The organism is Mesoterricola sp. MK458 (genome assembly GCF_055384935.1).
The window spans coordinates 229,486-249,109 of record NZ_AP045075.1 but is presented as its reverse complement, the minus strand read 5'-3'; the positions used below and the strand labels follow the sequence as shown (position 1 = coordinate 249,109).

19 protein-coding genes are annotated in these 19,624 nt (G+C 70.7%); 8 read left to right on the top strand and 11 right to left on the bottom strand.

The genetic code is table 11. The annotated features are described in order from the left end of the window. The gene (locus tag ACZ5LB_RS01100; protein WP_464604318.1) at positions 1-684 is read left to right on the top strand and encodes a hemerythrin domain-containing protein; all 684 of its coding nucleotides are present in this window, start codon (positions 1-3) and stop codon (positions 682-684) included. Between the two features lie 57 nt (positions 685-741). After that, positions 742-1,449: a lysophospholipid acyltransferase family protein gene (locus ACZ5LB_RS01095; protein ID WP_464604317.1), complete on the top strand. Its 708-nt coding sequence runs from the start codon at positions 742-744 to the stop codon at positions 1,447-1,449. Here the strand turns inward: ACZ5LB_RS01095 and ACZ5LB_RS01090 are convergent, their stop codons facing one another. From ACZ5LB_RS01090 to ACZ5LB_RS01070, 5 genes are all read right to left on the bottom strand, one after another. Beyond that, entirely contained in the window at positions 1,450-3,354 is a 1,905-nt protein-coding gene (locus tag ACZ5LB_RS01090) for a HAMP domain-containing methyl-accepting chemotaxis protein (RefSeq protein ID WP_464604316.1), read from the bottom strand. Between the two features lie 114 nt (positions 3,355-3,468). Beyond that, entirely contained in the window at positions 3,469-4,344 is an 876-nt protein-coding gene (gene miaA / locus ACZ5LB_RS01085) for a tRNA (adenosine(37)-N6)-dimethylallyltransferase MiaA (protein WP_464604315.1), read from the bottom strand. Continuing rightward, complete coding sequence (locus ACZ5LB_RS01080) at positions 4,337-4,684, bottom strand: hypothetical protein (RefSeq protein WP_464604314.1); 348 nt, start codon at positions 4,682-4,684, stop codon at positions 4,337-4,339. Before ACZ5LB_RS01080 ends, miaA begins: the two co-directional genes overlap by 8 nt. Beyond that, complete coding sequence (gene purF / locus ACZ5LB_RS01075) at positions 4,681-6,051, bottom strand: amidophosphoribosyltransferase (protein WP_464604313.1); 1,371 nt, start codon at positions 6,049-6,051, stop codon at positions 4,681-4,683. The genes ACZ5LB_RS01080 and purF overlap by 4 nt, the downstream gene beginning before the upstream one ends. A gap of 39 nt (positions 6,052-6,090) precedes the next feature. Next, positions 6,091-6,666 (bottom strand): hypothetical protein, encoded by a 576-nt coding sequence (locus ACZ5LB_RS01070; RefSeq protein WP_464604312.1) that lies wholly within the window; start codon positions 6,664-6,666, stop codon positions 6,091-6,093. A gap of 95 nt (positions 6,667-6,761) precedes the next feature. Here ACZ5LB_RS01070 and ACZ5LB_RS01065 point away from each other — a divergent pair, with 95 nt between their 5' ends. Beyond that, positions 6,762-7,406, top strand: coding sequence for an HAD family hydrolase (locus tag ACZ5LB_RS01065; RefSeq protein ID WP_464604311.1), 645 nt, complete (start codon positions 6,762-6,764; stop codon positions 7,404-7,406). Positions 7,407-7,408: 2 nt separating this feature from the next. Here the strand turns inward: ACZ5LB_RS01065 and ACZ5LB_RS01060 are convergent, their stop codons facing one another. Genes ACZ5LB_RS01060 through ACZ5LB_RS01045 form a run of 4 tightly spaced genes read right to left on the bottom strand, consistent with a single transcriptional unit; the run spans position 7,409 to position 12,064 of the window. Then, on the bottom strand, positions 7,409-7,699 hold the full coding sequence (locus ACZ5LB_RS01060) for a GIY-YIG nuclease family protein (RefSeq protein WP_464604310.1): 291 nt from the start codon (positions 7,697-7,699) through the stop codon (positions 7,409-7,411). Further along, positions 7,696-9,141: a methyltransferase gene (locus tag ACZ5LB_RS01055; RefSeq protein WP_464604309.1), complete on the bottom strand. Its 1,446-nt coding sequence runs from the start codon at positions 9,139-9,141 to the stop codon at positions 7,696-7,698. Before ACZ5LB_RS01055 ends, ACZ5LB_RS01060 begins: the two co-directional genes overlap by 4 nt. A gap of 21 nt (positions 9,142-9,162) precedes the next feature. Next, entirely contained in the window at positions 9,163-10,305 is a 1,143-nt protein-coding gene (locus ACZ5LB_RS01050) for a hypothetical protein (RefSeq protein ID WP_464604308.1), read from the bottom strand. A 1-nt stretch (position 10,306) separates the two neighbouring features. Next, entirely contained in the window at positions 10,307-12,064 is a 1,758-nt protein-coding gene (locus ACZ5LB_RS01045) for a two-component system sensor histidine kinase NtrB (protein WP_464604307.1), read from the bottom strand. Between the two features lie 120 nt (positions 12,065-12,184). Between ACZ5LB_RS01045 and ACZ5LB_RS01040 the strand changes: the two genes are divergently transcribed. Together ACZ5LB_RS01040 and ACZ5LB_RS01035 are read left to right on the top strand one after the other, a co-directional pair. Further along, positions 12,185-13,015 carry a sulfurtransferase gene (locus ACZ5LB_RS01040; protein ID WP_464604306.1) on the top strand — a complete coding sequence of 277 codons (831 nt, stop codon included), beginning with the start codon at positions 12,185-12,187 and terminating at the stop codon, positions 13,013-13,015. Positions 13,016-13,103: 88 nt separating this feature from the next. After that, a complete protein-coding gene (locus ACZ5LB_RS01035; RefSeq protein ID WP_464604305.1) occupies positions 13,104-14,273 on the top strand; it encodes a hypothetical protein in 1,170 nt (389 codons plus the stop codon). Position 14,274: 1 nt separating this feature from the next. Here ACZ5LB_RS01035 and ACZ5LB_RS01030 read toward each other — a convergent pair whose 3' ends face one another. Next, positions 14,275-14,670: a nuclear transport factor 2 family protein gene (locus tag ACZ5LB_RS01030; RefSeq protein WP_464604304.1), complete on the bottom strand. Its 396-nt coding sequence runs from the start codon at positions 14,668-14,670 to the stop codon at positions 14,275-14,277. 221 nt (positions 14,671-14,891) lie between these two features. Here ACZ5LB_RS01030 and ACZ5LB_RS01025 point away from each other — a divergent pair, with 221 nt between their 5' ends. Together ACZ5LB_RS01025 and ttcA are read left to right on the top strand one after the other, a co-directional pair. Further along, positions 14,892-15,371 carry an Rrf2 family transcriptional regulator gene (locus ACZ5LB_RS01025; protein ID WP_464604303.1) on the top strand — a complete coding sequence of 160 codons (480 nt, stop codon included), beginning with the start codon at positions 14,892-14,894 and terminating at the stop codon, positions 15,369-15,371. A gap of 6 nt (positions 15,372-15,377) precedes the next feature. Further along, complete coding sequence (gene ttcA, locus ACZ5LB_RS01020) at positions 15,378-16,193, top strand: tRNA 2-thiocytidine(32) synthetase TtcA (RefSeq protein WP_464604302.1); 816 nt, start codon at positions 15,378-15,380, stop codon at positions 16,191-16,193. A 50-nt stretch (positions 16,194-16,243) separates the two neighbouring features. Here ttcA and ACZ5LB_RS01015 read toward each other — a convergent pair whose 3' ends face one another. Further along, the gene (locus ACZ5LB_RS01015) at positions 16,244-17,422 is read right to left on the bottom strand and encodes a class I SAM-dependent rRNA methyltransferase (protein WP_464604301.1); all 1,179 of its coding nucleotides are present in this window, start codon (positions 17,420-17,422) and stop codon (positions 16,244-16,246) included. An 84-nt stretch (positions 17,423-17,506) separates the two neighbouring features. Here ACZ5LB_RS01015 and ACZ5LB_RS01010 point away from each other — a divergent pair, with 84 nt between their 5' ends. After that, positions 17,507-19,615 carry a hypothetical protein gene (locus ACZ5LB_RS01010; RefSeq protein WP_464604300.1) on the top strand — a complete coding sequence of 703 codons (2,109 nt, stop codon included), beginning with the start codon at positions 17,507-17,509 and terminating at the stop codon, positions 19,613-19,615. Positions 19,616-19,624 lie beyond the last annotated feature (9 nt).

Sequence of the window (19,624 nt, the reverse complement as noted above, 5' to 3'; positions counted from 1 at the left end):
ATGCCCATCGACCCATCCAGCACCATCGAACAGCTGGCCGCCACCAGCCAGTCCGCGATCCGCCATTTCTGCCGCATCGGCATCGATGTGCACGGTCAGCGCACCCTCACCCTCGCCGAAGCCTGCGGGCTCCAGGGCCTCGACCCGCTCAAGGTCGCCGCCGACCTGGCCGCCCTCAAGCCCACGGAGCACCGGGACTGGATGGCGGCCACCCTCCCGGAGCTGGTGCACCACATCGTGCACCACCACCACGCCTTCACCCGCGAGGAGCTCGCGCGCATCCAGAAGATCATGGACGCCGGCCTGGCCACCCCCGGCCCCGCCCAGGCCATGCTGATCCGCCTGAAGGTCCACTTCGCCAGCCTCTCCCGGGACCTGGTGGCCCACTTCCAGATGGAGGAGCGCAACCTCTTCCCGGCCATCTGCGCCGCGGAGCACGGGGGCGTCACGCCCATCTCCCTCAGCACCCCCTCGGAGCAGGCCCGCACCATCTCGGCGGAGCACCAGGCCGCGGAGGAGCTCCTCCACAACATCCGCCTGATCACCTCAGACTACGAGATCACCCCGGACACTCCGGCGCACCTGCGGGCCATCTACCTGGGCCTGCGGAACCTGGAGGACGACCTCCACCTCCACCTCTTCCTCGAGAACCACGTCCTCTTCCCCAGGGCCCTGCCGGCCTGATCATTCAAGGAGCCGGTCTTGGGAGGTTGGAAAAGCACCTGGGCATGGAGGGCGACGGTGACCGCCTGGGGGCTGGTGAGCCTTCCGCTCACGGCCGTCACCATCATCCTCGGGGCGCCCTTCCTGGGGCCCAAGCGGTCCTTCTGGACCTTCGGGCCCCTGTGGAGCCGGTCCATCTTCCGGTTCTTCGGCATGCACAACGAGCTCATCGGCTGGGAGAACCTGCCCGAGGACATCCGGGAGCGCCGTCAGCCGGTGATCTTCATGGCCAACCACGAGAGCCTCCTGGACCCGCCCGTGCTCATGGGCACCCTTCCCATCCCGGCGGTGTACCTGGCCAAGAAGGAGCTGAAGTGGATGGTCCCGGTGGGCTGGGCGGCCATGATGGCCGGCACCATCTTCATCGACCGCAGCAACCGCGAGAAGGCCGTGGCCAGCATCGCCCAGGCCGCGCGCCAGATCCACGGCGGCAAGAGCGTCGTCCTCTTCCCCGAGGGCACCCGCACCCGCACCGGGAACCTGCTCCCCTTCAAGAAGGGCGGCTTCGCCCTGGCGGTGGAGGCCGACACCCCCATCCTCCCCCTGGGCATCGGCGGCGCCTACCAGATGCTCCCCCCCGGAAGCCTCCTGGTGCGGCCGTGGACCTACGTCATCGCCGTGGGCCAGCCCGTGCACCCCAGGGACTTCGGGTCGAAGGAGGAACTCATGGCCGAAGTGAGGGCCCGCATCGTGGAACTGAGGGAACGGGCCCGGGTGAAGGCCTGATCAGAAGCGGGTGAAGTTCTGCTCCGGCGGCACCCCTGCGGGGGCCGCACGGGGTGAGGCGGGGGCCTTGCGGGGCGCGGGCCGGACCGGGCGGGCCTGCCGGGAGATCCGGTTCTCCGTGCCCAGGCTGAAGAATTCCATGGCCGTCTGGAGCTCCTGGGCCTGGGCGTTCACCTCCTCCGAGGTGGAGGCCAATTCCTCGGAGGCGGCGGCGTTCTGGGCTACAGCCTGGCTGATCTGGCCGATGGCGGCGTTGATCTGGCCCACGCCGGACGTCTGCTCCGTGGACGCGGCGGCGATCTCCTGGACCAGGTCCGCGGTCTTCTGGATGGAGGGCACGATGGTCTCCAGAAGGGCCCCGGCCTTGCCGGCCAGCTCAACGCTGCCGGTGGCCAGGGCGCTGATCTCCTCGGCCGCCACCTGGCTGCGCTCCGCCAGCTTGCGCACCTCGGCGGCCACGACCGCGAAGCCCTTGCCGTGCTCACCGGCGCGGCCGGCCTCGATGGCGGCGTTCAGGGCGAGCAGGTTCGTCTGGTAGGCGATGTCGTCGATGATGGCGATCTTCTTTGCGATCTGCTTCATGGCGTCCACCGTCTCCTTGACGGCCGCACCGCCTTCCACGGTGTCCCGGGCCGTGCGGATGGCCAGGTCGCCGGTCACCTTGGCGTTCTCGTTGTTCTGGGCGATGGACGCGCTCATCTCCTCCATGGATGCGCTGGTCTCCTCCACGCTGGCGGCCTGTTCCGAGGCGCCCTGGCTGAGGGCCTGCGCCGTGGAGGTGAGCTGGTCCGAGGCCTGGACGAGGCTGACGCAGGCTTCCAGCACGCCGCCGATGGTCTCGGAGAGCTTTTCCACCGTGGAATTGGAGGCGTCCTTGAGCCGCAGGAACTCCCCCTCGTAGGTCACGGTGATGCGCTCCGACAGGTCGCCCCGGGCCGCGGCCTCCAGCACCCGCCGCACGTCGCTCAGGCCTTTCTGGCAGGTTTCGGAGAGGGTGTTGAGGGACGTGCCCAGGGCCAGGATGTAGCCCTGGCTGCCCTCGACGGCGATGCGCTGGTGGAAGTCCCCGCGCCCCGAGGCCTCCACGACCTTCTGGGTTTCGGCCAGCACCCGGGAGAGGGTGGCGACCATGGTCTTCATGGCGGCCATCATGCTGGTGGCGTCCCCTTCGGCCACGGGAACCTCCATGCTGATGTCCCCCTGGGCCACGCGCTGGGCGATGGAGGCGGCCACGGTGGGCTCGCCGCCCACCTGGCCCTTGATGATCCGCGTGACCAGGACCCCCAGCAGGATGGAAAGCACGAAGCAGGCGGCGATGAGGGTCCCGGTCTGCCACACGACCCGCTCGAACACCGCCTCGCCGGCCGTGTTGGCGTCCGCGGCGTTCTTCCGGTTGATCTCCACCACCTCGTTCAGGATCTTTTCCGCCGCGCCGTACTTGGGCCTCACTTCGCCGATCAGCCACTTCTCGGCCTCCGCGCGCTTGCCGGCCTCCGCCAGGGCCACCACCCTGCGCGTGGAAGCCACGTAGGGTTCCCAGAGCTGGTCGAAGAGCCTCCATTGGGCCGATTCGGCTTCGCCCAGGCGGTTCTGCTTCTCCCGGGCGACCCATTCGGCGACGTTCCCCCGGTACTTGCCCATGTGGTCGATCTGGGTGGTGCGGTAGTCGTTGTCCGGCGCCAGCAGGATGTTGCCCAGGGCCCGCTGGCAGTTGGAAAGGGCCAGGGTGGCGTTGTTGGTGTTGATGATGGCCAGGGTGCAGTTCTTGTACGAATCCTCCATCATCCGGTGGATCTCGCGGGAGCCGCGGACGCCGAACAGACCCACGACGACGGTGATGAGGGCCACGGCCACGAACGCCGTGACCAGCTGCGTGGCAAGCCGGAGGGACTTGAACCAGGTCATGGGGGCTCCCAGGGGGGCTGAAGGGCACAGTACGGAAGGAACTATAGCCCTGGATTTCCCCGGCGCCAGGAAAGGCGACAAAAAAGGTCACATTCATGACCGCCCGGTCCGGTGTCAGATCCCCAGCTTGGCGAAGGCCGCCTCCACCGGTTCGGCGTCCGGATCCCACGTCGGGATCTCCGGCCACTGGTTGCGGAAGTATGTCCCCTGGCGCTTGGCGTAGGCGCGGGTGTCCAGGATGATGCGGGCGCCGGCGCCCCGGGGTTCGTCCATCCAGGTCTCGTACCCCAGGGGCCGCAGGCGGCGCAGGTCGGCTTCGGCGGGGGTGCCCTGGAGGACGGCCACCTCCTTCTGCCAGCCGGCGCGGATCATCTGGCGCACCCGGGCGGCCACCCGGTCCCGCTGGTGCTCCCGGGAGGGCATCACCAGGATGGCCCGCCAGCCTTCGGGCACGCCCCGTTCCACGCCGTCCAGGAAGCGGGAGGCGCGGCCCCCGGTGGCCAGGTGGAGGCCCAGGGCCCGCTGCACCCGGGAGCGGTCGTTGGGGTGGAGCTGGGCCGCGCGGACGGGGTCCACCGCGCTCAGGTAGCGGTGGAGGGCCGGCGACCCCAGCAGGTCAACCCACCGGCGCAGGCGGGCCGTGATCTCGGCGGGGACGTCGGGAAGCTGGGTGAGCTGGTCCCAGATGCCCCGCAGGTAGAGCCCGGACCCGGTCACCAGGACCGGGTTGGCGCAGGCGGCGATCCAGCCCCGGGCCAGCTCCCCGAAGGAGGCTGGGTTCAGGGCGGTCTCCAGGGGCAGGAGGCCGTAGCCGTGGTGGGGGATCCCCCCCTGCTCGGCCGGGGTGGGCTGGCCCGTGCCCACGGGCAGGTCCCGGTAGGCCTGGAAGGGGTCGCCGTTGACCACCTCGCCGCCCATGCGCCGGGCGACCTCGATGGCCAGGGCCGACTTGCCCGAGGCCGTGGGGCCGAGCACCGCCAACCTAGTCATGGTCCACCGCCAGGAGCGCGATGACCCGGGCGGCCTCGTCCCGGGCCAGCCGCGCGGCCTCCAGGGTGTGGTCCAGGGCCTGGCCGGGGTCCTGGGCCAGGTTCAGCAGCGCGCCGCACTGGGCCCGGAGCCGGTCGACGTTGCCCCCGGGGTCGGGAAGGTGGCGCAGGGCGGCGGCCTCGAGGATCTTCAGGAAGCACCCCATGGCCGAGCACGCCGCGGTGGTGGCCGCGGGCACGCTGCGGCTGTCGCCCTTGAGGGCCAGGGCCGCGGCCAGCAGGCGCAGGCCGTCCTCGAACTGCGCCGGAAGGGGCCCGCCCGGCCCGGCTAGACCCGTCATCCGCGGGCGCCCGCGGGGAGCACGGGGTAGTCGCCCGTGAAGCACGCGTAGCAGAAGTGCCCGCCGTCGGGGTCCTGGACGGTGGACTGGAGGTCCTCCAGGGTCAGGTAGCCGATGGTGTCGGCGCCGATGAAGGTCCGGATCGCCTCCAGGTCCCGGGTGGCCGCGAGGAGATGCTCCCGGTCCGGGGTGTCGATGCCGTAGAAGCAGGGGTGGGTGGTGGGCGGGCTCGAGATGCGCATGTGCACCTCGGCGGCCCCGGCGGCCCGGACCATGGAGACGATCTTGCGGCTTGTGGTGCCCCGCACCACGCTGTCGTCCACCAGCACCACGCGCTTGCCCCGCAGGAGCTCGCGCACGGGGTTTAGCTTGACCTTCACCCCGAAGGACCGGATGCTCTGCCTGGGCTCGATGAAGGTGCGGCCCACGTAGTGGTTGCGGATGAGGCCGAAGTCGAACGGGATCCCGGATTCCTCGGAGTAGCCCAGGGCCGCCGAGACGCCGGAGTCGGGCACGGGCACCACCAGGTCGGCCGCGACGCCGTGGCGCCGGGCCAGAAGGCGCCCCATCTCCCGGCGGGTGGCCATGACCGAAAGGCCGTAGACGAAGGAATCGGGCCGGGCGAAGTACACGTGCTCGAACACGCAGGGCCGGGCCTGGATGCGCGGCTTGGGGAACGTCGAGGTGAGCCCTTCCCGGGTCAGCACCACCAGCTCGCCGGCCTCCACCTCCCGCACGTACTCCGCCCCCAGCAGGTCGAAGGCGCAGGTCTCGCTGGAGAAGGCGGTGGCCGCCCCCAGGCGCCCGATGGAGAGGGGCCGGAAGCCCCGGGGGTCCCGGGCGGCCATGAAGGTGTCCTTGGTGATGATCAGCACCGAGAAGGCCCCCTCCACCTGGCGGAGCGCCTCCACCACCGCGTCCACGACGGTGGCGGCCCGGGCGCGGTTGATGAGGGCCAGGATCACCTCCGAATCGGAGGGGCTGGAAAAGACCTGGCCCTCCTGGATGAGGCGGCTCCGCAGTTCCTCGGTGTTGGTCAGGTTGCCGTTGTGGCACAGGGCGATCTGCCCGAACCGGCCCTCCACCAGGAAGGGGTGGGCCGCCGAGGCGACGTTGCCGCCGGTGGTGGAGTACCGGGTGTGGCCGATGGCGCCGTCCCCGGGCAGGCGGTCCAGGGTCGCCTCGCTGAAGACGTCGGCCACGTAGCCCTGGCCCTTGTGCAGGTGCAGGCGGCCCTGGTCGCGCGAGCAGATTCCGGCGGCCTCCTGGCCCCGGTGCTGCAGGGCGTACAGCCCCAGGTAGGCCTGCCGGGAAGCTTCCGGCTCAGGCCAGATCCCGAATACGCCGCACTCGTCCTTGAAAGCCATGATCCCCCCGGTCCATCAGGATAACCGACCCCGTCAGGGTCACTGTATCTGTTCTGTAACCATCACTTGCTGATCGTCGTCCACCAGGGCGCCCCACCTTCGCAGGGTGCGCAGGAGCACCGTCCCGTCCTCGGCCGGGGCCGGGGCGGGCCCCAGGCTCACCCCTTCGAGGTGGATCTCGATGGAGGCCAGGTCCCCCTCCGGGAGGCTGGCGCTCAGGTAGGAGAGGGCCAGGAGGTTCGGGGAGATCTCGGCCAGGTAAACGAACGCCCCCACGGCGGAGGGCGTAAGGGCCTGCCACAGCCGGCAGAAGCGTTTCCCCAGGCGCATCCCTCCTTCCCGGGGCACCACCCCGGATTCGGGGCCCTCCAGGTACAGGAGGCTCTCCACCCGGGCGAGCACCGAGGCGGGGGGCAGCCCGCCCTTGCCGGGGAAGGCCCGGATCCTCCAGCCCACGAACCGCGGGCGCTTGGTCCTGTTGCGGGTGGCCACGGGCGCGGTGGTCACCACCTGCAGGCGGCTCTCCGCGGGCGCGCCCCCGTCCCGCATGCGCACGACGACCTTGTAGTCCAGGACGGTACCCCCGGCTCCGGCCGCCTCGAGGGAAAGGGCCACGAGGGACGACGCCAGTAGGACTGAAAAATACCGCATGAACCAGGGTAGCCTCCAGATCCCCGCCCGGTCACGGCTTTTTGCCCCAGAATGGGGGCATGCCACTCTGCTTCGACCTCGACGGCACCCTGGGACAGTTCGGCGGCGGCTACGTGCTGCTCAGGGAGGCCCTGGGCGACCTCTGGGGCGCCCAGCCCACGGTGGAGCAGCTGCGCCGCTGCACCGGGTCCACGGACTGGGAGATCATGGGCGAGCTCCACGCCATGCGCTTCGGCGCCCCCATGTCCGAGGCCCATTACGCCGCCTACGAGGCCGCGTGCCTGGCGCGCTTCGAGGGGGCCTTCCATCCCCAGGGCCCCGCCCCCACGGCCTTCCGGGGCCTCATCGACGGCATGGCCCGCCTGGTGGACGCGGGCCGTTCCGTGTGGCTGGTCTCGGGAAACGTCCCGAAGGTGCTGGACTTCAAGGCCCGCCTCCTGGGCGTGGACCCGCGCATCCCCCGGCTGGGCAGCCTCCCCAGGCTGGACCGCGCCGGGCTCATCCGCATGGCCATGGCCGGCTGCAAGGGCCCCCACCTCTACGTGGGCGACCGGCCCCACGACCGTCATGCCGCGGAGCGGGCGGGCATCCCCTTCCTGGGGGTGGGGGATCAGGTGCCGGGGGACCACCCCGTGCTGCCCCCGGAGGCCGAGGCCGAACACCTGCTGCGCGCCGTGGGGAACCTCCTGGCGACGGCGGACTGAGGTCACTCCAGCCGGGGCCCCAGTTTGGGCCCCAGTTTAGGCAATGGCTCCCGGCCTTCGGCCAGGTCCAGCTTCCGCCGGTGGGAGAGGCGCTTGACGGCCAGCTCCATGCGGGTGGCCTGGCTGCGGGTGCCGATGGGCGCCTGGAAGAGGAGCTTCTGGCCCGCCCGACCCCGGGTGTACTTGGCGCCCTTGCCCGTGGCGTGGGCCGCCATGCGGGCCTCCACGTCGGTGGTGATGCCGGTGTAGATGGCGTTGCCGCACTGCAGGAGGTAGAGGTGCCAGGTGGTCATGCGGGGCGGGCCAGGCCCTTGCGCACCAGGGCCGCCAGGGCGTCCAGCACGGCCGTTTCGGGGATGCCGGCGGCGGCCGCCGCGGCCAGCAGGTCCGCCCCGGGGGCGCCGGGGTCCATGCGCTGCAGCAGATCCCGCTCCAGGGGCGTGAGCAGGTGCTCCACGGGCATGGCCTGGGCGGCGAGGCGGGCCTGGATGGTGGGGGGGACGCGGCTGCCCAGGGCCCGGGCTTCCAGGAGGGCGACGGGGCCGGTCAGGGCGACGCCGCCCCGCCGCAGGCGGTCCCGCAGGGCCGGGTCCCGGCCCAGGTCCTCGGCGGCGAACAGGGCCTCCACCTCGGGGCCCGCGTCCCGGGCGGGGGCCACGGCCTCGTCCACCCGCGTCCACGGGTCCTCGCTCCACCGGAAGGCCAGCAGCACCGAGACCACCCGGTCGAAACCCTGGGCCCGCAGGTTCGCGTGCCAGCGGCCCACGGAGGCCAGGAAGGCGGCGTCGTCCCCGCCCCCGGCATGGCCGATGGCGTAGGCCTGGGCGGGGTGGATGCGCAGGCGGAGGATGTGGACGTCCATGGGCGCGCCGCCCAGCCAGAGCCGCAGCCGGTCCTCCAGGGGCTCCCCGTCCCGCTCCCCCAGTTCCGTGACGATCTGGGCCAGGCCTCCCGGGGCCAGGTGCCGGGGCAGGCCTTCCACGATGCGCCGCTGGACGTCCTCGCCGGAGGGTCCGCCGTCCCGGTAGTCCACCTCCTGGGCCGGGGCGGGCACGAAGGGCGGGTTGGCGGTGATCAGGCCGAAGCGCCGGTCCCCCACCGGGGCGTACAGGTCGCCCCGGAGGGCCTCCAGGTTGGCCAGGCCCCAGGCCCGGGCGTTGAAGGCGGTGCAGGCCACGGCCCGGGCGTTGATGTCCACGGCGGTGGCCGTCCCCGCGTGGGAAGCCGCCAAGAGGGCGTGGATCCCCGAGCCGCAGCACAGGTCCAGGGCGGCCGCCACGGGCCGCCTCACGGTGGCGCGCGCCAGCCACCGGCTGTCGGTGCCCACGTACATGACCTGGTCCCGGGGGACGGCGCCCGGTTCGGGCCAGGCGTGGTCCGAAATCACGAGGCGGGACCCCACGGGGTACACCGAGGCCCGGGCCCGCACCAGGGCGCCGGCGCGTTCCAGCAGCCCCGCGCGCACCAGGGCGCCCTGGGCCTCGGGGTCCAGGAGCCGGCCCAGTTCCCGCGCGTCCAGGGCGCCCTGGAGCACGAAGAGGTCGATGGCCGAGGCCAGGGGATCCCGCCCGGCCAGGCACGTCTGGCGGTAGATGGGCGCCGCCTTCCCCTGGATGTCGTTCAGGTCCTCCAGGCCGAGCCTCGCCGCCACGGCGGCTTCCGTGAACCCGATCGAGGCCAGCCGCGCCAGGGCGCCCGTGCAGTCCGCGGAATCAGGGTCGAAGGTGAAGGTCATGGGAAGACGCTACCTTGCCTTTCATTTTTCGGCCAGGGCCCCCTTGATGGCCTCTTCCGTGATGGCCTCGCTGAAGCCCGTCCAGCGCTGGCGGATCCGGCCCTTCCGGTCGATGACGAAATTGGCGGGGAAGACCGTCACGGCGCCCAGGGGCCGCACCGCCTTGGCGCTGGTGGCCACGGCGGGGGCGATCTCCAGGGCCCACTGGATGCCGAAGTGGACGTCCTTCACCTTCTCCATGAAGGGGACGTAGAGGATGAAGGACTCGAAATCGGAACTGCGGCGCCCGTCCAGTTCCCGCAGGTAGGACACGGCCTCGTGCACCGTGGGGTGGTGGCCGTCCACCACGTGGAGGTACACGACCTTGCCCCTGAAGTCCGCCAGCCGGAAGGATCCGCCCCGCCCGTGGATGACGTCCTCCACGGCGAAGGTCACGCTCCCCGCGTCCGGGCGGAGCCAACCGGGCAGCACGGGGCCCACGCCGGTGCCCCGGGGCGGGTGGATCTTGCCGAAGACGCCCCACACCACGCGGCCGGGATCCGGCCGCCAGGCGCCCATGCCGAAGAAGTAGATGTCCAGGGCGAGGTAGCCGAAGACGGCCAGGGCGAGGCCCAGCAGGATCATCGCGCCGCGGTGCCCCACGCCTTCCCGGCGCAGCTCCCGGGCGGTTTCGGCCAGGTCCCTGGCCCGGCGGTGGCCCTGGTCCGGGGCGTAGGTGGCCTTCAGGAGCGCGGCCCGGCCGGAGGCCTCGAAGGACGCGTCGTCCACCGCCTCCCCGTCCTGCACCTGCCGGAGCCGCAGTTCCGCTTCCGGATGGCCCAGGTCCAGGGCCACCTGGTAGTGCTCGATGGCCTTCCAGTGGTTCCGGGGCCGGCCGAAACCGATGCGGTGCGCCTCGGCCACCCGGAAGGCGGCGTCCGCGTCGCCCTTGGCGGCCAGGACGGCGAAGCGGTCCAGGGCCGCCACGGCGGCCTCGGCGGCCTCTGCCCCGCCCGTGAGGCGCTCCACGTGGGCCCGCTCCAGGAGCCGCTCCGCGTTCTCCCGCACCAGGGGATCGTAGCCGCGACGTTCGGCGTGGCGGTAGAGGGGGTCCAGAAATCGGTGCAGCAGCCAGTGGCGGGAGCAGAGCCGGGTCAGCCTGCGTGTGGGGCCGGAGGTGTCCAAATCAGGACCCGGACCGGGCCGCCGCCAGGGCCCGGCTCACCGCGCCCAGGGCCTCCTTGATGCTGCAGGGCTTGGACAGGAAACCCGCGAGGCCGCGGCCCGCCAGGGCGTTGGTGGCCTCCTCCTGGCTGTAGCCGCTCATGAGCACCACCGGGACCTCCGGGGCCACCTTGTGGATCTCCTCGAACACCTCGTCGCCGCCCATGCGCGGCATGGTGAGGTCCAGGAGCACGGCGTCGATGGAGGAGCGGTGGCGCACGAAGGAGGCGAAGCCGTCCACCCCGTCCACGGCCTCGATGACCTTGAAGCCGGCGTTCTCGAAGCCCTGCCGGAGGATAGCGCGGATGGTGGGCTCGTCGTCCACCAGGAGCAGGACGCCGGAGGCCCCGGCCAGGGGCGTGCCCTCGTCGCCCGCGTCGATCTCGGGGTTCTTCTCGGCCAGGTGGAAGTAGAGCACGGTGGCGTCGCCCAGACCGGGCTCGCCCTTGGCGTGCACGGCGCCCTGGTGCTCCTTGAGGATGTCCTCCACCGTGGACAGGCCCAGGCCGTGCCCGGGATGCAGGGTGCTGAAGAGGGGGTCGAAGACCTTGGCCAGGACCTCGGGCGGGGTGCCCGGACCGGTGTCGGCCACCTCCAGGCAGACGAAGTCGCCGCGCAGGCCCTGGCCCCCGGGCTCGTTGCCGGCGAAGCTGCGCATGAAGGTGCGGATCGTGATCTCGCCGCCCCGGATGCCCAGGGACTCGCTGGCGTTGAAGACCAGGTTGAGCAGGGCGTGGCGGGCCTGGGTCAGGTCCACGCTGGCCAGGGGAAGGTCGTTCTGCAGCTCCAGCACCAGGTGGGCGCCGTCGGGCACGAGCGTCTCGATGGTGGAGAGGCTCTCGCGCACCGCGTCGTTGAGCTGGTGCGGGGAGATCTGGATGCGGCCCTGGCCGGTGTAGGCCAGGATCTGCCGGCACAGGGCCGTGGCGCGGTCGATGTTGGCCTGGACACTTTCGAGCCCCTTGCGCATGAGGGCCGGGTCCGGGTGGCCGTCCAGGGCGATCTCCGCGTAGCCCTGGATGCCCATGAGGGTGTTGTTGAGGTCGTGGACCGTGCCCCGCACCAGCGCGCCCAGGCTCTCCACCTTGTGGGCCTGCACCAGGGCGGCCTCGAAGGACCGCTGCTGGGTGACGTCCTGGATCACCTCCAGGGTCTCGGCGGGGCGGCCGTCGCCGTAGCGCACGAAGACTGTCCTGCGGCCCTTGAACCAGCGCCAGGCCCCGTGGTGGTTGCGGATCCGGTAGACCTCCTCCTGGATGGGCTCCTCCCCGCCCTCGGGGGGAGGCGGCGCGGGGGCCTCCCGGTGCTGGCGCAGCACGGGCAGGTCGTCCGGGTGGACCAGGGTGTACAGGAAATCCCGGCCGCCCTTCAGGAAGGCCTCGGCGGGGTAGCCCAGCAGGTCCTCCACCGCGGGGTTCAGGTAGAGGAAGGCGCCGGTTTCTGCGTCCATGATGGCGTGGATGTCCTGGCTGAGCTCGGCGATCTTCTCGATGTAGCGCTCCCCTTCGGTCAGGGCCAGCTCCGCCTCCCGGGCGCGGATGGCCGTGCCCCGGATGCCCAGGACCCCGACGATGGCCATGCCCGTGAGGGACAGGGCCAGGACCGGGGAGTGGGGGCCCGGCGAAAGGACCAGGCTCACGGCCGCGGCCGCGAAAAGCACGAAGAACAGCCCCAGCATGGCGGGCGGCGTCACAAGCTTGCGCATCGCAGGTGCGGTCATGGATCGTCTCGCGGGAATGGGGCGGAAAGAAGGGCGGCGGTTATTATATTCCCCCAGGTGCCCGCCCCGCGGGAACCCTATTTCAGCAAAGGTGAAATTTAAAACTTCCAGGAGATTCCCATGCCCGCAGCTCCGGTCCTGGCCCCCGCCGATCTCGTTCCCCCCTACCTGCTGCTGGACGCCCGGCCCGGGGCCGAAGCCTTCGCCCGGGAGCACCTGCCCGGCGCCCTCCACGCGGACCTGGACGCATTCCTTTCCGCCCGGGGCACGCCGGGGTTCGATCCCGCCCGCGGCGGCCGGCATCCCCTCCCCGACCCCGGGGACTGGGCGCGCCAGCTGGGCCAATGGGGCGTCACCCCCGACACCTACGTGGTGGCCTACGACGACGCCTGCGGCGGCTCCGGCGCGGCCCGGCTCTGGTGGATGCTCCGCGCCTTCGGCCACGAGCGGGTCTCCGTGCTGGACGGGGGGATCCAGGCCGCCCTCGCCGAAGGCCTCCCCGCCCCCGGCGCCGCGCCGGGCCCGGCCCGGCCCTACCCCGAGGACCGGTGGCTGCTGCCCATGGCGGACCTGGCCATGGTGGACCGGCTCCGCGCCGACCCCGCGTGGAAGGTGCTGGACGTGCGCGCGGCCCCGCGGTACCGGGGCGAGACCGAGCCCTTCGACCCCGTCGCCGGCCACATCCCCGGCGCGGTGAACCTGCCCTGGCAGGAGAATCTCGACGCCCGGGGTCGCATGAAGCCCGCGCAGGAGCTCCGGCGCATGTACGCGGACCTGCTGGGGGAGACCCCCCGGGGCCGCCTGGTGGTCCACTGCGGCAGCGGCGTCACCGCCTGCCACACCCTGCTCGCCATGGAAGTCGCCGGACTGGGCGGCGCGGCCCTCTACGTGGGGTCCTGGAGCGAGTGGTGCAGGAACCCCCTGCCTGTGGCCACGGGCGGAGAACGGTAAAAAAACGACAGGCGGCCGACATTCTTCCCTTGCCGGGGTTCGGAGCCCCTTGTTATCCTCTTGGGCGAACCCACCAGAGGAAAACCGGATGCGACTCCCAACGCTTTGCCTTTGCCTCGCCTCGTCCATGCTCTGCCTCGGCCTCGCCGGCGCGGAGCCCCTCACCCTCAAGGTGCTGCCCCTGGATGTCCGGGGCATCGTTGAAGGCCTGAAGCCCACCGACTGGAAGGTCCAGGTCGCGGGCAAGGGCGCGGAGGTCATCGGCATGCGCACCCCTGCGGAACTGGGCAAGGAAGGCCAGAAATGGACCTTCGTGCTGATGCCCGTGCGCGACCCGGACTTCCGCCAGGTGGCGCTCCGGTCCGTCGCCACCTTCCTGGCGACCCTGCCCCCCTCCGATTCCGTCCTGGTGGTCATGCGCACCGCCAAGGGCCTCGAGTGCCTCACGCCCGGCTTCACCACGCGTCCCTCCCTGTGGAGCGCGGCGCTGACCCAGGCCGCCGGGAAGTGGTCCGCCAAGCTGGAGGGGAACCCGAACCCCGTCTTCACCCTCCCGCCCACGCCGGCCGGCGAGCCCCAGGAGGGCATGGAGCCCGTCAACGCGTTCCTCGCCGGCGGCCTGGGCAAGGCCATGGCCCGGGAGGCCCAGGACAACACCTCCCGCCGCAAGAGCCTGATCGGCGAATACGGCCCCGAGGAGATGGGCAGCATGACCAAGGTCGTGACCTCCGCCATGGAGGAGCTCGAGACGATGGCCCGGACCCTGGCCAAGGCCGCCCCCGGATCCCAGGTGGTGGTCTACAGCCGCAACGAGATCGACGACCTGGCCAGCCCCGTGTGGGCCCAGAAGGTGGCCCAAATGAGCGCCGGCGGGATGATGGCCGCCGGACGCAATGAGATCATGGGCGGACGCGATGTCATGAACCGCCGCCTCCAGGCCGAGATGATGATCCGGGACGTCACCCTGGCGCGCTCCGCCGTGAAGAACACGTTCGCGGGCCTCGGCCTGACGCTCCACAGCGTGGGCGGCGTCGGCGAATCCTACACCGGCCCCTTCGGGGAGGCCGCCACCGCCACGGGCGGCAACACGTTCCGCATGGAGAACGAGCTTCCCGCCCGCCTCTCCCAGGCCCTGAATCTCTGGGCCACCCGGTACGAGCTCAAGGTCAACGTCCCCGCCGGCGCCCCGCGGCCCGCACCCATCAAGGTGGAGACGGGCCGCAAGGACCTGAAGCTGTTCTCGCCCACCCTCCAGTAGGTCAGGCGGTCCGGGACTCCCACATCGCGTTCACGATCTTCCAGGAACCGGCGGAGCGGGCGAGGTGCAGGTGGATCACCCACCCGCACAGTTCGGCCACCGCGCTGGCCGAGGCCTTGCGCACCTCCAGGATGCGCACCTCCACCGTGCGCCGGTCGGGTGGGGTCTGGGCGCCCAGGCTGCCCTGCACCCCCAGGGGACGGGACTGGGTGCCCAGCGTCACAAGGCGGTTCACGTAGTCGGGGTGCAGGGTGCGCAGCATGTCATCGGCGTCGCCCCAGTACCAGGCCTGGGCGAACTCCTGCACGGCGCGGCGGATGGCCGGGGACGGATCCTCGGATGCGTTCACGCCTACGGGCGGGAAGGAGATGCCCAGCGAACGCTGCAGGATTCCCATGTGTCGTGAATCGCCTCTGGGCATATTCGCCCCCTTTTCAAAGGTGTCCTGAACCATGAGTGCGTCCAGGGCCCCAAGGGTTTACACCTCCCGAGGAATTTCCTTCTTCGTGACATTCGGCCAGTTGCGGATGAACTTGACCAAATCAATCAGGAACAGTATATTAAGCGGGTCTGGACAGGATGGTCCCTTTGAAGATCTCAGCCCGCGGCAGGTACTCCATGCAAGCGCTGTTCGACCTGGCCCACCACAGCCACGGTCAGCCGGTGCCCCTCCATCTCATCGCCCAGAGGCAGGAGCTCAGCCTGCCCTTCCTGGAACAGATCTTCAACCGCCTGAAGAAGGCGGGAATCGTCGCCAGCGTGCGCGGCCCCAAGGGCGGCTACATCATCACCCGCCCCTGCAACATGGTGACCGTGGGCGACGTGCTGCGCCTCACGGACACGAGCTTCTACGCTTCCGCCAAGGAGGATCCCGTCACCGCGAAATCCGCCCTGCGCGCCGACGTGAAGATGAACGAGCTGCTGTGGAAGCAGCTCTCCAGCCAGATCACCAATTTCATGGACACCATCTCCCTCGCCGACCTGTGCGTGGAGAGCCACAGCAACACCTGTCCCGACTGCACCTGCCCCGCCTACACCAAGGGCGTCCAGGAACAGCTGGACAGCGGGGCCCGGCCCCGGTGCGCCGCCCTGGGCTGATCCGCGTTGAGCAATCCCTGCGCCCTCCCCAGCATCGCCCTGCCCCCCACCGAAGCGGACCTCAAGACCCTCCCCAAGCTGGAGGAGCGGATCCGTCGGCGCGTGGGCATGGCCGTCCACGAATTCGGCCTCATCCAGGAGGGTGATCGCATCCTCGTGGGCCTCAGTGGCGGCAAGGACTCCTGGGCCCTGCTGGACGTGCTGGAGTCCCTGCGCAGGCGCGCCCCCATCCGCTTCGAGGTGCACGGCGCCACCATCGACCCGGGCTTTCCCGGCTACAACCCCGACCGCATCGCCGAGGTGTGCGAGGCCAAGGGCATCCCCCACGTGATCCTGGGCGCGCCCATCGACACCCTGGTGCGGCGCAAGCCCGACATCACCCCCTGCGCCATCTGCTCCCGTCTGCGCCGGGGCGTGCTCTACTCCCACGCCAAGGCGAACGGATTCAACAAGCTCGCCCTGGGACACCACCTGGACGACCTCATCGAGACCCTGCTCATCAACCAGTTCTTCGAGGGGCGCCTGTCCACCATGCCCCTGAAGCTGGTGAGCGACGACGGCGGCAACACCGTCATCCGCCCCCTGGGCACCTGCGAGGAGGAGGACCTGCGCCGCTTCGCGTGGCTCAAGGGCTACCCCTTCGTGCCCTGCGGCTGCCCTCTGTGCGGCGCGTCGGTGCTGGAATCCAGGCGGGCCCAGGTGAAGGAGCTCGTGGCGACCCTCAAGGGAAGCATCCCGGACCTGAAGTTCTCCATGCTCAAGGCCATGAAGAACGTGAAGCCCTCCCACCTCCTGGACGCGCGCCTGCCTCCGGAGGCATAGGAGGCTGTCCACGTATTCCTCGGCCCCGCGAGGAATACGTGGACAGCCTCCTAGAAGACCCGCAGCCAGAGCCCCTTCAGGTAGAACCCCTCGGGATGATTCAGGGCGTAGGGATGGTCCATGGGCTGTCCCAGGTGGGCCAGAACCTGGGCCTCCCGGCCCGCCTCCAGCAGCGCGGTCCACGCCGCCTCCTGGAACCGGCCCCGCTCCAGGTGCTGGGAGCAGGAGAAGAGCCCCAGCACGCCCCCCGGCGCCGTGGCGCGGGCCCCGAGGCGGAAGACGTCCTTGTAGGCCTTGAAGGCCTTTTCCACGTCCTTGCGCTGCTTGGCAAAGGCGGGGGGATCCACCACCACCCGGTCGAAGCTCGCGGGCTCCAGGGTGCGCATGAGCTCGAAGGCGTCCCCTTCCATCCGCTCGTGCAGGTCGGGGTCCAGGCCGTTGGCTTCCCAGTCCCGCGCGGCCTGGTCCAGGGCCTGGCCCGAGATGTCCAGGGTTGCCACGCGGGAAGCTCCGCCCAGCCCCGCGTGGATGGAGAAGCCGCCGGTATAGCCGAAGGCGTTGAGCACCGACGCGCCCCGGGAGATCCTCCCGAGGAAGAGGCGATGCTCCCGCTGGTCCAGGAAGAAGCCGGTCTTCTGGCCCCGGAGCAGGTCCACCGCCAAGCGCGCATCGCCCTCCCGGACCGTGACCGGACCCGCCAGGGAACCCTTGAGGAGGCGGTTCACGGGGGCCAGGCCCTCCTCCTTGCGTCCGCCCTGGCTGCGCTCCACGAACACCGTGATGCCTTCGGCCTTGGCAAGCTCCACCAGCACGGGCCACCAGATGTCGCGCAGGGCCTCCAGGCCGGCGGTGCCCACCTGGATGACCAGGGCGTGGGCATAGCGGTCCACCACGAGCCCGGGCAGCAGGTCGCCCTCCCCGAACACCCAACGGCACCCGGATTCCGGGCCGTCCAGCCCCAGCATCCGCCGGCCCTCCAGGGCCCGCCCCAGGCGCTCCCGGAAGAAGGCCGCGTCCAGGGGGCCGTCGTCGAAGCGGAAGATCCGCACGGCCAAAGGGTTCGTGGCGGAGGCGGTGCCCACGGCCAGCACGTTGCCCGAGGCGTCGGCCAGGCGCACCAGGGGCGAGGCGGGCGGCTCGGCCAGGGCGCCTGAATACACCCAGGGATGCAGCTTGGAGAGGAGGGCTTCCTTGCCGGGCTTCAGACGGAGAAGGGAATATTTTTCCATGCCTCCAGCTTACTTCGCCCGGGGGGTTTTGCAGGCGGCCCCAACCATGAGAACCTTGATCCAACCGATCCAAGGGGAAAATCCATGCGCAAGACGGCCCTCCTGCTGTTTATTCCCGCCCTCGTTTCGCCTCTCCAGGGCGCGAAGTGGCCTTCCATTCCCAAGGAGGTGTGGGCAATGAGCAAGAACCCCGCCCTCGTGGCCAAGGGCGCCGTGATCCTGGAACGCAAGCTGGACTTCCAGCCGGACTGGTTCGAGCAGACGCTGCGCGTGCGCATCCTGGGCGAGGCGGGGCTCGCCGCCGCCGAACTCGCGGACCTGCCCGAGACCCTCGTCTCCCTGGAGGGCCAGGTGACCTTCCCGGATGGCCGGGTCGTGCCCATCGGCAAGCGGGAGACCTTCACCGCCCGCAAGGCGGCCTCGCCCGATGACGGCGCGATGGTCGAAACGGGCCTGCTCCCGCCCGGGCTCACCTCCGACTGCGTCGTGGAGCTGCGCTGGCGCGAGCTCACCGACGTGGGCGCGGCGCAGTTCCGGCGCATGCCCATCACCGGAAAGGGGCACCTTCCCGAGCGGTTCGGCCCTTTCAAGGTCTGGACGCTGGGTTCGGCGTTCCCCACACAGTCGGTGGTGGTGCAGCGGGCCAAGGAGATGTACTGGCCCCTCATCTTCTCCTCCACGGCCGGCTTCAACGTGGTGGAAGGATCCACCTCCATGGGCACCACCTTCACGATCCGCGACATCCCCGGCCACCCCCGCGCCCCCTTCGCCAACGACCTGGTGCGGCCCGTTCCCAAGGTGGTGGTCTTCAAGCCCATCGCTTCGGTGGGCAACCTCCTCTCCAAGGTCCCGGCCATGGACTACTGGCAGAAGGTGGTCGACCTCTTCTACAAGGACTGGTACACGAAGTTCGTGTCCAAGGGCGAGGCCTACCGCACCTTCTCCGCCGCCATCCGGAAGGACCTGACCGGCGGGCCCCGGGACAAGGCCCGGACCATCGCGGAACGCCTGGCGGCGAAGACCGTGAACATCGACCACCTGGTGTTCGGCGAGAAGCTGGATCCCCTGGCCCGCTGGGCCGTGGACGAGGGCGCCGTGAAGGAGGGCTCGGCTCATTTCATGGAGACGGGAGGCGATTTCAGCACCCAGACCGGCACGGGAAACCTGAGCTCCACCGCATGGACCGACGCCCGCGCCTACAGCGTGGACGCCGCCAAGGTATCCTCCCTCAATTACATGGCCCGGTCCGGGTTCGTGGACAACAAGGGCGCCGTGAGGCTCCTGTTCAACCTCCTCGCCGACGAGGGGATCCCGGCGAAGATCGGGCTCGTCGCCGACCGCAGGCTCTGGATGGTGAATCCCGAGGTGCGCTCGCCCTTCCAGTTCACGCACAACCTGCTGGGCGTGGACGAACCGGGCCAGCCCACCCTGTGGCTGGACCCCACCGACCGGCTCCTGCCCGTCGGCCAGATGCCCACGGCCTATCAGTCGACCAAGGCCGTGACCATCGACAGCGCCACCTGGAAGGCCGGGGTCCAGGACATCCGGGTGGAGCCCGCCGCCGGGAACACCCGCATCTTCACCTTCGAGGTGGACGCCTCCAGCGGCCCGGGCAAGGCCACCCTGCAGGCCAGCTTCCTGGGCGCGCCGGCCCTGGCGGCCCGAAGCGTCCTGGCCGCGAAGTCCCCCGCGGACCGGGAGGCCTGGTTCCGGGAGACCCTGGGCAAGGGCGGCCTCACGGGCTCCAAGGTGGAGGTGGCCAATGCCACGGACCCCTCGCAGCCGCTGGCCTTCAACGCCTCGGGCACCCTGGCGCTGGTCCCCGGCGCCACCCTGAAGATCAATCCCTTCCCCGGCATGGACGCGCCGCTGTATGTTCCCGCCGCAATGCCCGCGGAACGCGAGGAACCCATCCTGCTGCCTTGCACGGGCGTCCAGGAGGCCACGAGCACCGTGAAGGTGCCCGCGGGCTACGTCCTTCCCAAGCCGGTGGTCTCCACCCGCTCCACCCAGTGGGGCACGGTGATCCTCGACGTACGCCAGGACCCCGGCAACGGGGAGCTGACCGCGCACATGAAGGTGAGCACCCTGGGCGTCTACAACCACCCGGCCGCGTACCCGTCCCTGAAGGACTACCTGAACCTGATGAAGCTGGCCGTGGCTCCCGAGGTCACCCTGGAAAAGGCGCCCTGAGGGATCCGT